Consider the following 14,224-nt stretch of genomic DNA (forward strand, 5'->3'; position numbering starts at 1 on the left):
GGTCCGCGGGCGTACGGGCGGCCGGTCCGCAGGCGTACGCGCCCGGATCAGGCCGCCCGCGGGGTCAGCACCCGCTCCACCGCGTCCCGCGTCAGCTTCCGCAGCGCCGCGGCGTCGTCCAGGTCGTTGCCCACGACGAGGCCGTCGCGCAGCACCAGCAGGATGTCCGCCGTGCGCTCGGCGTCCGGGTGGCCGTCCTCGGTCAGCAGGTCCCGCATCAGGCCGCGGAACCAGCGCCGGTAGTCCGTCACCGCGCGGCGCACCGGGTGGTCCGGGTCGGGGTACTCGGCGGCGGCGTTGATGAAGGGGCAGCCGCGGTAGCCGGGGCCCGCGCCGGCCTCGCCGATGGAGTCGTAGACGGCCAGCACCGTGGCACGCGGGGCGGTGCCCGCGAGGGCCGCGGCGGCCTCCTGCTGGCGCCGGCACTGGTCGGTCACGTACGCCGCGACCAGGTCGTCCTTCGTACGGAAGTGGTGGTAGAAGGTCGCCTTCGCCACCTCCGCCTCGGCGATGATCCGGTCGACGCCCACGGTGTGCACGCCCTCGGCGTAGAAGAGCCGCGTCGCGGCGTCGAGGACGCGGCTGCGGGCGGGGGGCTTCGGTGGCGCGGTCACGTGTTGACGGTAGCAGACAGGTCTGTCTAGTCTGAGGGACCGCAATCAGACAGACCTGTCTGTTCGATTTGGACTCCCGGAGAGGCACCTCCCATGAGCGTTCTCTACACCGCGGTCGGCACCGCCAACGGCCGCGACGGCCGCGGCGTCAGCTCCGACGGCAAGCTCGACGTCACGCTCGCGCCGCCGCCCGAGCTGGGCGGGACCGGCGAGGGCACCAACCCCGAACAGCTCTTCGCCGTCGGCTACGCGGCCTGCTTCACCAGCGCCATGGGCGTCGTCGCCAAGCGCATGGACCTCGACGTCTCCGACGTCTCGACCACCGCCGAGGTCGGCATCGGCCCGAACGACTCGGGCGGCTTCGCGCTGGACGTGACGCTGCGGGTGGAGATGCCCGACGCCATCTCCGCGGAGCAGGGCAAGGAGCTGCTGGAGGCGACCCACCGGGTCTGCCCGTACTCGAACGCGACCCGCGGCAACATCCCGGTACGGCTCGTCGTGGAGTGATCCCGGCGCGCCGTCGCCAAATCGGGGTGGGCGCGCACCTAGCGTGACGCCGTGTCAACAAGACGTTATCTCTCCCCCCGAAAGCGGCGCACCGCCGTCGCCGTTGTCCTCGCCGCCCTGCTCGCGGCCCTCACCGGAGCGGGCGCGGCGAGCGCCACGGGCTCCGCTGCCGCCGCGGGGCCGCCCACCGCGTACGCCCGGCACGTCGCCGCGCCCGGCGCCGCGCCCGCGGAGCCGGCACCGCCCCCGTACCGCGTACGCAAGGGCGACACCCTCACCGCGATCGCCCGCCGGCTGGGGGTGCCGCTGGACCGGCTGTACACAGTCAACAGGTCCGTGATCGGCTCCGACCCGAACCTGCTGCGGCCCGGCCAGGTCCTCCGCGCCCCCGCGCCCGGCTGGACAGCCCCGGTCGACGCCGAATACCGGATCTCCGCGCGCTACGGCCTCCCCGGCGACGGCTGGATCGCCGGCTACCACACCGGCGTCGACCTCGCCGTCCCCACCGGCACCCCGGTGTACTCCGTCGGCCCCGGCGAGGTCCACAGCACCTCCACCGAGGGCGCGTACGGCAACCACATCCTGATCCGCATGGCCGACGGCCACTACGTCCTCTACGCCCACCTCGACCGGATGTCCGTCGCGGAAGGCGACCGCGTCGAGGGCGGCGCCCGCATCGGCGACTCCGGCAACACCGGCAACTCCACCGGGCCGCACCTGCACTTCGAGGTGCGCACCGGCACCGACTACGGCACGGACGTCGACCCCGTCGCCTACCTCGCCGGGTACGGCATCGACATCTGAGGCACCTCGGAGACACCCCGCACGCACAGCGGCGCCCCGGGCTCATCGCCCGGGGCGCCGCCGCCCTTTCACCTCCCGGTCGCTAGCTGAAGGTCACCGAGTCGACGTCGAACGAGTTGTTCTGCGGCGACGTGAACTTCAGATAGAGCTTGTGCGACCCTTCCAGCGCCTCGACCGGCACGGCCGGCGTGGCCTGGTAGGTGTCCCAGTTCCCGGTGTTGTGCACCGGCGTCGTCGCGAGCAGTTGCCCGTCCGGGCCGTCGGCGCGCAGTTCGATCGCGCCCACGCCGTACGGCGACGACAGCTTGTACGAGACCTGGCTCATGCCCTCGACGGACATCGGTTCGAAGGCGACCCAGTCGCCGTTGGAGATGTCGCCGATGCGCTTGCCGTTCTCGGCCCCGGCCTGGTTGACGATCCGGGTACCGGACTGGTCGTCGTAGTACTCGGCCTGCTTGTGCTTGGGCTGCAGGACCGACTTGGCGTACCCGGTCAGCGCGGAGGCGCCGTCGCCGCCGCCGTCCTGGTAGCGGGCGTTCAGCACGTACGTCAGGTCCGCGCCCTCCGGGTGGCCGCCGAGGTCACCGGTGTCGACGGTGCCCTCGCAGCCCGGCAGGTCGGTCGTCGAGTGCTCGTGGTCGTCGTGCCCGAGCGCCGGGTTGACGAAGACCTTGGAGCAGTCGATCGTGCCGTCCTCCGGGTCGGTCACGGTGACCTTGTACGGGATCTTGTCCCCGAACTCGATCAGCTTGCCGTTGACCGGGGTGTCGATCTTCACCTCGGGCGCGGTGTTGCCCGCGGTGATCGGGATGTTGGCGTACCCGGTCTTGCCGGAGGAGTCGGTGACCTTGAGCTGGGCGGTGAAGTCGCCCTTGTTCGCGTAGGTGTGGCTGGGGTTGGCCTCGGTCGAGTCGAAGGTGCCGTCGCCGTCGAAGTCCCACTCGTAGGAGAGCGAGTCGCCGTCGGGGTCGTTGGAACCCTCGCTGGAGAAGTCGACCGCCAGCGGCACGGGCCCGTTGGTCGCCGAGGCGGTGGCCTTGGCGACCGGGGAGCGCTTGCCCTGGCTGTAGTCGATGCGGTACAGCCCCGAGTCGCTGTTGCCGCCGCCGAACGCGCTGCCCCACTCCAGGACGTAGAGCGAGCCGTCAGGGCCGAAGGTCATGTCCATCGGCTTGTTGAACTTCGCCGAGGCCAGGAAGTCGTTGATCTTCAGCAGCTCCTCGTTCTCGTCCCAGCGGACCTCCTTGACGTAGTTGCGGGTCCACTCGTAGAGGAAGCCGGCGCCGTCGAAGTACTCGGGGAACTTCGTCTCGGAGGGGTTGTCCGGGTCGTAGTTGTAGACCGGGCCGCCCATCGGTCCAGAGCCGCCCTGGCCCAGCTCGGGGAAGTTCTCGGAGGCGCCGTAGCCGTACCAGATGTCCGGCTTCTGGACCTTCGGCAGCTCGGTCAGGCCGGTGTTGTTCGGCGAGGGGTTCGTCAGGTTGTCGCAGTCGAACTTCGCGCCGACCTCGCCGGTATCCGGGTTGTACGGGGCGTAGGGCTGGTTGTCACCGTGGCAGAAGGGCCAGCCGAAGTTGCCGGGCTTCTTGATGACGTTGTACTCGACCATGCCCTCGGGCCCGCGGTCCGTCGTCGGCAGCCCGCGGTCGGGGCCGTAGTCGGCGGCGTGGACGTAGCCCGTCTCCTGGTCGACGGTGAAGCGGAACGGGTTGCGGAAGCCCATCGCGTAGATCTCGGGACGGGTCTTCGTGGTGCCCTGCGCGAACAGGTTGCCCTTGGGGATCGTGTAGGTGCCGCCCTTGGTGGGCTTGATCCGCAGGATCTTGCCCCGCAGGTCGTTGGTGTTGCCCGCGGTCCGCGCCGCGTCCAGCATCTCCTGGCCCTCGCGCCAGTCGATCGGCGCGTAACCCTGCCAGTCGGGGCTGAGGTTCGGCGGCACGTCGTCGCCGGTGCCCAGGTACAGCGTGCCGTCGGGGCCGAACTCGACGGCGCCGCCGGTGTGCCCGGGCTCGGGGAAGGTGCGGTCCCGGTACGCGGGCACGTCGAGGAGCTTCTTCTCGCTGGCGGTGTCGAGCTTGCCGTTCTTGAGCGTGAAGCGCGACAGCCTGTTCACGTCCTCGGCGCTGCCGGCCGGGGCGTAGTAGAGGTAGATCCAGCCGTTCTTGGCGAAGTTCGGATCCAGCTCCATGCCGACCAGGCCGTCCTCACCGCCGGTGTAGACGTCGAGCTTGCCCGCGGTGGTGGTCTGGTGGGTGGCCGGGTCGAAGACCTGGACCTCGCCGGCGCGCTGGACGTAGTAGACGCGGCCGTCCTTGGCCACGTCCAGCTCCATCGGGTCGGCGGTGTCGTCGTCGAGGGTGACCTTCTCGTAGCCGTTCCAGACCGTGCCGCCGCAGTCGCCGGGCTCGGCGCCGGCGGCCCACTTCACGCCGCCGATGACGTGCTCACGGAACTCCTCCTCGCTGTACGCGGGGGTGTCGTGGCCCATGGCGGTGGCCCAGACCTTGCCGCCCTCGGCGTTACGGCACCAGGAGATCGGGTGGTCGGCGCCCATGGCGTCGTTGCCCGGGTTGTACGTCGTCTCGTCGGCGGTGACCAGGACGTGCACGTCGCCGCGCGGGTTGACGTCGAAGTTGTACCACTCCTCGGGGCGCTCCCACCGCTCGGGCAGGCCCTTGGTGGAGGGGTGCACCTTGTCGGCGACCTTCGCGGTGCCCTGGAGCACGCCGGGCGAGTGGCTCGGCATGTGGGCGCCGCCGTTGATCAGCTCGTCCCACCACGGGAACTCGTTCTCGATCCCCATGTCGAGCGTGTTGTGGATGGCCGCGACGCCGCCGCCGGACTGCACGTACTTCTGCATGGCGGCGCGCTGCTCGTCCGTGTCCCAGACCATGCCGGAGTTCTGCAGCATGATGATCACGTCGTACTCGGCGAGCGCGGCGTCGTTGAAGACGGTCGAGTCGTCGGTCTGGTCGACCTCGAACCCGTTCTCCTCCGCCTCCTCCTTGACCATCTGGATGCCCGCCGGGATGGAGCCGTGGACGTAGCCCACGGCCTTGGTGAACAGCAGCGCCTTGAAGGCCGGCGCCTTCTCCGCCGCTGATGACGGCAGCGCGGTGAGTGCGAGCAGGACGGCGGCCAGCAAGGTGACCAGCGACCTGCCTATGTCACGAGCATGACAGCTCATGAATCGGTCCTCTCCTTCGGTGTGCGGGTTGGGATGGGCGTACCGGTCGGTGAGAGGGGTTCGTGGGGCGCCGAGCGCGCGGGGGTGCGCGCAGGGGTGGTCCGCCGGGCCCGGATCGGGGTCCCGGAGCTCCGGGCCCGGCGGCGTGTGGCGCGGGGGGTGCGTGCGGTGTCGGTGCGGGTGCGTACGTGGTCAGGGTGCGTACGGGAGGACGGGCGGGGCGGGTACGTCAGGTGCGTAAGGCGCGGCGCAGGAAGGCGAGTCCGTCGACGGCGATGGCGTCCTGGGTCGGCGCCAGCGCCCGCCACACCGACGCGGCCACCGCGATGGTCGCGTTGTGCGCCGTGAACGACTCGATGCACAGCGGGCCGCGGTAGCCCGCCTCGTCCAGCGCGCCGAGGAAGCCGGGCCAGTCCAGGTGGTCCGCGCCGGGCGCGCCCCGGTCGTTGGCGCACACCTGGACGTGCGCGATCCGCCCGGCCGCCGCGCGTACGGCGCCGGACAGGGAGCGCTCCTCGATGTTCTGGTGGTACGTGTCGAGGGCGACCCCGATCGTCTCGCCGGGCAGCCCGTCCAGCGCCGTCACGGTCTGCGCGACGGTGTTGAGCAGGCTCGTCTCGTACCGGTTGAGCGGCTCGACGGCGAGCAGCACCCCGGCGGCCGCGGCGTGCGCGACGACCGGCGCGATGTTGTCCCGCCACTCGGCGTACGCCGCCGCCCGCTCGTCCGCGTCCATCCGCCAGGTCCTGCCCACCGCCGCGTACATCGGCCCGGCGACCACCGGCGCGCCGATCTCCCGCGCGGCGTCCACGCAGCGGCGCAGGTAGTCCTGCGTCGTACGGACCGCCAGCGGCTCGGCGCGGACGAGTCCGCGCTCAGGCGGCATCACCGCGAGCACCGCGGCCGCCGCCAGGCCGTTGCCGTCGAGCAGCTTCGCCGCGGCGGCCGGCTGCCAGTCACCCGGCTGTTCCAGCGGCAGCTCCGCGCAGTCGAACCCCCAGTCCGCCAGCCGCGGCAGCACCCCGGCCAGCGCGCGCTCGGTCACCGGGGAGTGCCAGATCCACGGGTTGGCGCCGATCAGCCGTCGTCCGGCCGGCATCACTCACCGCCCCAGTCGCCGGGGTAGCCGGGCAGGTCCTCGCAGCCGCAGGCGCCGTAGTGCAGCGGGGGCATGCCCTCCTTGTAGTACTCGTCGAAGTTCTCCTCGGTGACCACCGGCTGCGGCAGGGTCCACTCCTTCGGGACCTCCTCGCCGGCCAGGATCTTGAGCGCGGCGATCACGGGCGTACGCCACTGGAACGTCGGGTACGCCGGCGCGATGGCGGTCAGGTCCTTGTCCTTCCACGCCTGGAGGAAGTCCTGCTGGTCCTCGCCGGTGATCGGCGGGATGTCCTCGCCCGCGTCCTCGAACGCCTCGACGGCCGCGACCGACGTGGCGCCGGAGTCCATCCACACGCCGTCGATCTGGCCGTGCCGCGCGATGGCGTCGGAGACGATCGACTTGGCCTTCGACGGGTCGCCGTCGGTGAACTTCACCTCGACCACGTCGAGTCCCGCCTTCTCGAACGCGATCTCTGCCGCCGACCAGCGGGTCTCCAGCACGTCCACGCCGGGCGAGATGCGCAGGGCCACGATCTTGCCGCCCTTGTCCACCTCGTCCACCAGGAAGTCCGCGGCGGCGGCGCCGTAGGCGTAGCCGCCGATGGGGCTGATGAACGTCACGGCGCAGTCGGTCTCCACGCCGCGGTCGAAGACGATCACCGGGATCTTGCCGCACGCCTCCTCGACGGCGGGGGTGAGGGTGGCGGTGGTGTTCGGCGAGACGATCAGCGCGTCGCAGTTCTGGCCCGACAGCTCCTGGATGTCGGAGATCTGCTTGTCGTCCTTGCCCTGCGCGTCCAGGACGGTGAAGTCCTCGATCTCGTCGTGCTGCGCGACCTCCGCCTTCATCGTGTTCAGCCCCACCTGCCGCCAGGGGTTGAAGACGCCGGCGTTGGAGAAGCACAGCTTGACGCCGCCGTCGCCCTTCTTGGCGTACTCGGAGGTGTCGACCATCCCGCCCGACTGCGGATCGAGCATCTGCTCCCAGGGCTTGCCCTCGGGACCCTCGGGGGTCGCCTGGGTCAGCTCCAACTGCCGGTCGTAGTCCGCCTGGTCGAAGAACTCCGACTGCTTGTCACCGTCCTCCGCCTGCTCGGAGGCGGCGGGATCGTCGGCCAGATCGTCCTTCGGCGCGTCCGACGAGCAGGAGGCGAGCAGCGCTGCGGCCAGCAGCGCGGCGGCCGGTGCGGCCAAGCGGTTGCGAGCGCCGGGGCGGGTCGTGCGGCGCGTACGGCTCATGAGGAGGACTTCCCTTCCGAGGGCGTTGACGGTGCGGAGGGTGGTGGTGCGGTACGGCGCGGGCGCAGCCGGGAGAAGCCCGACCTGCCGGTGGCGCCGAGGCCGACGGCCGCGATGACGATGAATCCCTGGACCGTGGACTCCAGCGCGCCGGAGACGCCCTGGAGGTTGAGCAGCGTGAACAGCGCCTGGAGCGAGAACGCCCCGGCCATGGCGGCGACGACCGAGCCGCGGCCGCCGCCGAGGATGACCCCGCCGAGCACGACGGCGGTGATCGCCTCGAACTCCAGCCCCCGGCCGGCCTGCGCCGAGACCCCGGAGAAGCCGGCGACGAGCACCGCGGCGAGCGCCGCGGCGGTGCCGGAGAGGACGAACGCGAGGGTGCGCACGCGGGGTACGCGCACGCCCGCGAGCGCGGCGGCCCGCTCGTTGTCGCCGGTGGCCAGGAGCGTACGGCCGAAGTCGGCGCGCATCAGCCACACGGCGATGGCGCCGACCGCGAGGCACGCGAGCACCGCCCAGGGCAGCCAGCCCCCGGCCTCGCCGCGGCCGAACTCGCGGAAGCTCTGCGGCAGTACGCCCTGCGGGGAGCCGCCGGTCCAGTAGAAGACGGCGCCTTCGAGGATCAGCATCATGCCGAGCGTCGTGATGAACGACGGCACCAGCAGCACGGTGGTGATGAGCCCGTTGACCAGGCCGACGATCGCTCCGGCGAGCAGCAGCCCGGCGGTGACCAGCAGCCAGGGCGCGTCCGGGTACGAGCCGTAGAACTCGGCCCCGGCGACGACCCCCGCCGTGACCACCGCGCCGACGGACAGATCGAAGCCGCCGGAGACGATGACCATGTACTGGCCGGCGGCGAGGATCACCAGCGGGGCGGCGCGCTTGACGAACGCGAGGAAGGAGTCGGGCTCGTAGAACCCGGGATCGGTGATCGCCAGCGCGGCGAGCAGCACGGCGAGGAGGACGTAGACGGGGGCACCGGTGCCGAGTGCGGCGACCAGTCGCCGCCCCGGCCGGTCAGTGTTTCCGGCGGTGTCGGCGGTCGCGGTGGTTGCGGCGGTCATGCGGGCGACTCCTTACCGGGCGCATCCTGTGCGTCCCGCCGTGATTCGGCGCGGGACCTGCCGCGGGATTCGGCACGGGAACCTCCGCGCTCTGCGTCGCGCGCTGCCTGCGCCGGGCCCGGCGGACCCGCCGGTGTCTTCGCCGACTCCCCCTGCCCTCCTCCGCCCGACCTGCGCCGGCGTCCGGTCACCCGCGCCACGCGCGGCCTCGCGTAGAGGGCGACGGCGGCGATGATGACGACGCCGCGGACGACGTTCTTGAAGAAGGGGTCGACGGAGAGCTGGTTGAAGATGCTGTCCAGCACGGACAGCAGCAGCACCCCGCCGAGCGTCCCCGCCACCCCGCCACGGCCGCCGGCCAGCGCGGTGCCGCCGAGCACGACGGCGGCGATGGAGTCGAGGTCGTAGCGCGCCTCGGTGCCCGCCCAGGGGGCACCGGCGCCGAGCCGGGAGGCGAGGAAGAGGGCGGCGGCGCCGACGCACAGGGCGCACAGCACGTGGGCGTAGATGACGGTGCGCTTGGTGCGCACGCCGGACAGGCGGGCGGCGTGCTCGTCGCCGCCGGTGGCGTACATGTGGTGGCCCAGGCGCGTGCGTTTGGTGATCAGCCACAGCACGGCGGCCACGGCGATCAGCAGGAAGACGGAGACCGGGATGAAGCCGATGCGGTCGTAGCCGAGGCGCTGGAAGGACGCGGGGACGTCGCCCGCGGGTCCGGTGTAGTTGTCCTCGATGTAGCCGCGCAGGATGAACGCCATGCCGAGGGTGGCGATGAAGGCGTTGACCTTCAGCCCGGTGACGATGAGGCCGTTGGCGAGGCCGACCGCGGCGGAGAGCGCGAGCACGGCGAGCACCGCGGTGACGACGCTGCCGCCCTCCATCGTCTCGGCGGCGACGAGGGTGCCGATGCTGATGAGGTACGCGACGGACAGGTCGAGCGAGCCGGTGAGGATCACCGCGGACTGGCCGATGGCGACCAGGCCGAGGGCGACGGAGTTCTGCATGATGCCGGTCGCGTTGGACTGGGTCATGAACTGGCCGCCGTCGAGGGTGACGACGACCCAGCCGATGAGCGTGACCGCGGCGGCGGCCAGCCAGACGCCGACGACGGGGTCGGTGAGCTTGAGGCGGCCCGCGCCGGGCAGCCGGCGCGGGGCGGCGGACAACGGAGCCTCGGTCCGTACGGCGGTCATGCGGCACTTCCCTCGGGGGCCGTGCCCGACGCGTCCCGGGTGGCGAGCCGCATGATGTCCTCCTCGCCTGCCCCGGCGGGGAGTTCGCCGGCGAGGGTGCCGTCGGCCATGACGAGGATGCGGTCGCTCATGCCGATCAGCTCGGGCAGTTCTGAGGAGACGATGAGGACGGCCATGCCGTCGCGGGCGAGTTCGCGGACGAGGGTGTGGATGGCGGCCTTGGCGCCGACGTCGACGCCGCGGGTCGGCTCGTCGAAGAGCAGCACGCGGGGCCGGGCGGCGAGCCACTTGGCGATGACGACCTTCTGCTGGTTGCCGCCGGAGAGGTACTGGACCTCCTGGTCGTGGCCGCGGGAGCGGAGGTTGACGCGGTCGAGCAGGGCGGAGACCTCGCCCGCCTGCGCGCCGTCGCCGTGGACGGCGCGGGTGACCAGGAGGGCGTTGTCGCGTACGGACTGGCGCAGCGCCAGGCCCTCGCCCTTGCGGTCCTCGGTGACCAGGGCGACGCCGCCGCGGATGGCCTGGCGGGGGCTGCCGGGGCGCAGCGCGCGGCCGGCGACGGTCATGCTGCCGCGGGTGAAGGGCGCGGCGCCGAAGAGGGCCCGTACCAGGGAAGTCCGGCCCGACCCCTGGAGCCCGGCGACACCGGTGACTTCGCCGGCCCTGAGGGTGAGGTCGATGCCGGCGAGGCGCTCGTTGCCGGCGCCCGAGGTGGTCAGCAGCGGCTCGCCGATCTCCTCGGCGCGGGCGCGGGGCGGGTAGTACGAGCCGAGCTCGCGGCCGACCATGGCCCGGACGACGTCGTCGGGGGTGGTGTCGGCGGTGGTGAGCGTGGCGACCTTGCGGCCGTCCTTGAGGACGGTGATGCGGCGGGAGAGGTCGAAGACCTCGCGGAGGCGGTGGCTGATGTAAAGGATGCCGATGCCGCGGGCGGCGAGACGGCGGATGAGCGCGTAGAGGAGTTCGACCTCGTGGTCGGCGAGGGGTGCGGTCGGCTCGTCCATGACAAGCACACGGACATCGGACGCCGCCAGCGCCTTGACGATCTCCACCGTCTGCTGGCGGGCCACCGAGAGGTCCTTGACTTGGGTGTGGGGGGCGATTCCGGTCTCGTCCAGCTCGGCGAGGAGCTCGGCGGTGCGGCGCTCCATGGCGCGCCGGTCGACGAGCCCGCGGCGTACCGGCTCGCGGCCGAGGAAGACGTTCTCCGCGACGGTGCGGTGCGGGAGCAGCGCGAACTCCTGATGGATGAGACCGATCCCGGCGGCCTGGGCCTGTACGGGGTGCGAGAAGGCGTGCACCGTGCCGTCGAGCGTGATGGTGCCCTCGTCGGGGGCGTACTCCCCGGCGAGCACCTTCATCAGCGTCGACTTGCCCGCGCCGTTCTCCCCCACCAGGGCGTGGACCTCACCCGGTTCGAGGTCGAGCGACACCCCGTGCAGCACCCGTACCCCGAGAAAGCTCTTGGACACGTCCTGCATCGTCAGCATGAAAGGCAGAGTCCCCAGGCTTCTTTGGACTGTCAAGAGCCTAAGCAAGGGCTTTCTCTGATGAGTTGGCAAAGACTTTGGCCGAATGTCGAACAAAGAAGGTCTTGTTGGTGCTCTTGGTGGTCTCTAAGGTGGTCGATGTGACAGCCGCTTCTTCGTCTTCCTCGCCGATGCCGCCACCGCCGCGGCCGTCGGCCTCCGGCACACCGCCCCCCGGCCCGCCCGGGACGCCGCCCGGGGGCCCGCCCGGCGCCCCGCCGTACAGCCCGTCCGCGGGCCAGTCCCCCGGCGAGGTGCTGGCGCTGATCAGCTCCGGCGCCGCCGCCACCCGCGCCGAGATCGCCCGGCTCACGGGCCTCGCCCGCTCCACCGTCTCCCAGCGCGTCGACGCGCTGATCGCGCACGGCTTCGTCGACGAGGACGCGGAAGCCGGCTCCACGGGCGGCCGCCCCCCGCGCCGCCTCTCCCTCCGCACACGAGAACACGCCGTCGCCGGCGTCGACCTGGGCGCCTCGCACTGCCGGGTCGCGCTGCTGGACATCGGCGGCACACTGCTCGCGGTCCGCGAGGACCCGCTGACGATCGCGGACGGCCCGGAGGCGGTTCTCGGCCACGTCGAACGGACCATGCAGCGACTGCTGGAGGAGGCCGGCCGGGACCCCAAGACGCTCCGCTCCATCGGCGCGGGCGTGCCGGGCCCGGTGGAGTTCTCCACCGGCCGCCCGGTGGACCCGCCGATCATGCCGGGGTGGCACCAGTTCCCGATCCCGGAGTTCTTCGACGAGCGCTTCGGCGTCCGCGCCCTGGTGGACAACGACGTGAACGTCATGGCCCTGGCGGAACAGCGCCGCGCCTTCCCGGACACGTCGTACCTGCTGTACCTGAAGGTGGGCACGGGCATCGGCTGCGGCATCATCGCCGACGGCCGCCTGCACCGGGGTGCGCAGGGCTCGGCGGGCGACATCGGCCACATCCGCGTAGGCGAACGCGAGGAGCTGTGCCGCTGCGGCAACTCCGGCTGCCTGGAGGCCATCGCGGGCGGCGCCGCCCTGGCGGTCCGCCTCCGGGAACTGGGCCTGGAGGCGTCGGCGGGCCTGGACGTCGTCCGCCTGGTGAAGGAAGGCAACCGCGAGGCGGTCCGCATGGTCCGCGAGGCGGGCCGGGCGGTGGGCGAGGTCCTGGCGGGCCTGGTGAACTTCTTCAACCCGGAGACGGTGGTGGTCGGCGGCGCCCTGGCGGCGGTGCACGACCAGTTGCTGGCGGGGGTGAGGGAGGCGGTGTACAGGAGGTCGCACCCGCTGGCGACGCATGTGCTGCGGATCGAGCCGAGCAGGACGGGGGAGAACGCGGCGGCGATCGGGGCGGGGATTCTGGCGATCGAGCATGCGCTGTCGCCGCGGCAGGTGGATATGGCGCTGGCGGGGGTGGGGGGTTGAGGCGGGGGCGGGAGCCCGAGCGCGGCAGTCCGCGGTCCGCAGTCCACCGCCCACCGGAAACCGGAAACCATGTCCCCTCACACCCGCCCAAGGGTAGGCGCCTCGACTGACAACGAGCCTGCCCACCACCGGGGTCGACCGCTCTGACCTGCACCGGGGTCAGCGCCATCGACCTGATCCCGGGCGTACGGGCGTGGGCGTCGGCTCCGTCCGCGGCGTGGGCCGGTCCGGGGGCTGGTCCGGGGGGCCGGAGTCGGGGTGGGCGGTGTCGTAAGTAGGCCGCCTCGACGTGGGTTTTGAGCATCGGGCCCACCTCGACCGCAGGCCGGCTGCGCAGACCAACCGCCGTCCGAGCCGAGCGGCGATGATCGGGGACAAGCGGCGGTAGGGCCCTCGGGTCTGACCCGCGCCAAGCTCCAGCGGGCGTACGCACTACGCAGTCGACCCGGCGGCCGCGTACCGATGCCGCTCCGGGGGCCCGGGGCGGAGATTTCGTGCCGTAACCCGGGGTAACACCCCTGGATCCAGCCTGAATCTGGCCAAGATCGCCGACTTTCGCCCCCGTAGACGCATCCACCCAACCGAGACCGCCCGGAATGGCCGCCGCCGAGACAAACAAGCGGCAATCCACCCCGGGAATTACCCCAAAACGCCCACGCGCACCGACTTTCGCCCATCGGCACGCTCCCACCCGAATTCACGAACCCGCCACCCCAGCCGCGGCGCCCGAGCGGAGAAATTGGGTCGTAACTCGCGGTAACACCCCGGGATCCGGCCCGAATCACCCCCCAAGGCCCGAACTTCGCCCCAAAACGCACACGCAACCGCCCGAGCCCTCCGCCAACCCAACCCGCGACGGGACCGAGCCCACCTCGGACGCACCGCCCCGCTCCCCCCGGGCCATCCGCGCCGAGTGCCCAGCCGAGGCCGGAGGGCCCAACTCCCGCCTTCCGTGGACCTAGCCGATCGGGGTGCGCCCGCCGCCGGCGCTCCGGCATGCACCCACCAGGGGGAATCGGCGAACCGGGCAACCCCTCCGCGGGCCTCCGCCCACCGAGGACGCCTGGCAACCGGGGCGGGCCGGCTCCGCGCCGATTCGGGGTCGCTCCGCGAACGGGGCAGCCAACTCCGGTGGCCCGGCCACCCCGTCCGCCGGGCACCGCCTTCGTAGCGGTGCATTAGGGCGCCCGCTCCCTCCGGGCCACCCATAGCCGCCGGTCTTTCGGGCCGGAGTCCGGTGTCAAGGGTGGGGCGAAGCCCCATCGCGTTAGCGACGTCCATGGAGCGAAGCGGAAGGGACGCCCTTGACACCGGACGGAGGGCCGCATCATCAGGAGTGGGGTGGCCCGGGGGGAGCCTTTACGACACGGCCACTCCCTTCGCCGCCACCCCCGTACACCGGCCCACCCCACGCACCACCGCCACCCCGACGCCCTACCCCCGCACCCGGCCCGCACAGACACGACGTACCAGCTCAACGCCCCACTGCCACCGCGCTGAAGCTCCTATGGATCGTCAAGTGGTTTGTGGGAGCGGTTTAGTGGTGTGGGTCGTGTGGGGTAGGTGGTGGTAGATCTCCCGGGCGA

Annotated in this window: 9 protein-coding genes and 1 pseudogene; 3 read left to right on the forward strand and 7 right to left on the reverse strand. The window is 71.9% G+C overall.

Features of this window, described 5'->3' with window-relative positions:
- Window positions 1-47: 47 nt before the first annotated feature.
- The gene (locus ACFYVJ_RS30015) at window positions 48-614 is read right to left on the reverse strand and encodes a TetR/AcrR family transcriptional regulator (protein WP_388898042.1); all 567 of its coding nucleotides are present in this window, start codon (window positions 612-614) and stop codon (window positions 48-50) included.
- Window positions 615-707: 93 nt separating this feature from the next.
- Between ACFYVJ_RS30015 and ACFYVJ_RS30020 the strand changes: the two genes are divergently transcribed.
- Together ACFYVJ_RS30020 and ACFYVJ_RS30025 are read left to right on the forward strand one after the other, a co-directional pair.
- Window positions 708-1,121 (forward strand): organic hydroperoxide resistance protein, encoded by a 414-nt coding sequence (locus tag ACFYVJ_RS30020; RefSeq protein WP_388898044.1) that lies wholly within the window; start codon window positions 708-710, stop codon window positions 1,119-1,121.
- 51 nt (window positions 1,122-1,172) lie between these two features.
- Complete coding sequence (locus ACFYVJ_RS30025; protein WP_388898047.1) at window positions 1,173-1,925, forward strand: M23 family metallopeptidase; 753 nt, start codon at window positions 1,173-1,175, stop codon at window positions 1,923-1,925.
- 82 nt (window positions 1,926-2,007) lie between these two features.
- Here ACFYVJ_RS30025 and ACFYVJ_RS30030 read toward each other — a convergent pair whose 3' ends face one another.
- The 6 genes and pseudogenes from ACFYVJ_RS30030 to ACFYVJ_RS30055 all read right to left on the reverse strand — a co-directional run bounded on the left by ACFYVJ_RS30030 (window position 2,008) and on the right by ACFYVJ_RS30055 (window position 11,202).
- On the reverse strand, window positions 2,008-5,112 hold the full coding sequence (locus tag ACFYVJ_RS30030; RefSeq protein ID WP_388898050.1) for a ThuA domain-containing protein: 3,105 nt from the start codon (window positions 5,110-5,112) through the stop codon (window positions 2,008-2,010).
- A 229-nt stretch (window positions 5,113-5,341) separates the two neighbouring features.
- Window positions 5,342-6,211, reverse strand: coding sequence for a sugar phosphate isomerase/epimerase family protein (locus ACFYVJ_RS30035; protein WP_388898052.1), 870 nt, complete (start codon window positions 6,209-6,211; stop codon window positions 5,342-5,344).
- The gene (locus tag ACFYVJ_RS30040; RefSeq protein WP_388898058.1) at window positions 6,211-7,452 is read right to left on the reverse strand and encodes a substrate-binding domain-containing protein; all 1,242 of its coding nucleotides are present in this window, start codon (window positions 7,450-7,452) and stop codon (window positions 6,211-6,213) included. The genes ACFYVJ_RS30035 and ACFYVJ_RS30040 overlap by 1 nt, the downstream gene beginning before the upstream one ends.
- Window positions 7,449-8,519 carry an ABC transporter permease gene (locus ACFYVJ_RS30045; RefSeq protein ID WP_388898065.1) on the reverse strand — a complete coding sequence of 357 codons (1,071 nt, stop codon included), beginning with the start codon at window positions 8,517-8,519 and terminating at the stop codon, window positions 7,449-7,451. Before ACFYVJ_RS30045 ends, ACFYVJ_RS30040 begins: the two co-directional genes overlap by 4 nt.
- Window positions 8,520-8,722: 203 nt before the next feature.
- Window positions 8,723-9,712, reverse strand: a pseudogene (locus ACFYVJ_RS30050) (ABC transporter permease); the annotation flags it as partial.
- Window positions 9,709-11,202 (reverse strand): sugar ABC transporter ATP-binding protein, encoded by a 1,494-nt coding sequence (locus ACFYVJ_RS30055; protein ID WP_388898068.1) that lies wholly within the window; start codon window positions 11,200-11,202, stop codon window positions 9,709-9,711. The pseudogene ACFYVJ_RS30050 and the gene ACFYVJ_RS30055, both read right to left, overlap by 4 nt.
- 170 nt (window positions 11,203-11,372) lie before the next feature.
- Here ACFYVJ_RS30055 and ACFYVJ_RS30060 point away from each other — a divergent pair, with 170 nt between their 5' ends.
- Entirely contained in the window at window positions 11,373-12,638 is a 1,266-nt protein-coding gene (locus tag ACFYVJ_RS30060) for an ROK family protein (RefSeq protein WP_388898083.1), read from the forward strand.
- Window positions 12,639-14,224: the final 1,586 nt, after the last annotated feature.

The sequence above is a fragment of the Streptomyces sp. NPDC004134 genome (assembly GCF_042874195.1).
GTDB lineage: Bacteria > Actinomycetota > Actinomycetes > Streptomycetales > Streptomycetaceae > Streptomyces.

Excerpts from the sequence above, each read along its gene's own strand:
- ACFYVJ_RS30035 (WP_388898052.1), bottom strand. The coding sequence starts at position 6,211 with ATGCCGGCCGGACGACGGCTGATCGGCGCCAACCCGTGGATCTGGCAC.
- ACFYVJ_RS30040 (WP_388898058.1), bottom strand. The coding sequence starts at position 7,452 with ATGAGCCGTACGCGCCGCACGACCCGCCCCGGCGCTCGCAACCGCTTG.
- ACFYVJ_RS30060 (WP_388898083.1), top strand. The coding sequence starts at position 11,373 with ATGCCGCCACCGCCGCGGCCGTCGGCCTCCGGCACACCGCCCCCCGGC.
- ACFYVJ_RS30030 (WP_388898050.1), bottom strand. The coding sequence starts at position 5,112 with ATGAGCTGTCATGCTCGTGACATAGGCAGGTCGCTGGTCACCTTGCTG.
- ACFYVJ_RS30055 (WP_388898068.1), bottom strand. The coding sequence starts at position 11,202 with ATGCTGACGATGCAGGACGTGTCCAAGAGCTTTCTCGGGGTACGGGTG.
- ACFYVJ_RS30045 (WP_388898065.1), bottom strand. The coding sequence starts at position 8,519 with ATGACCGCCGCAACCACCGCGACCGCCGACACCGCCGGAAACACTGAC.
- ACFYVJ_RS30020 (WP_388898044.1), top strand. The coding sequence starts at position 708 with ATGAGCGTTCTCTACACCGCGGTCGGCACCGCCAACGGCCGCGACGGC.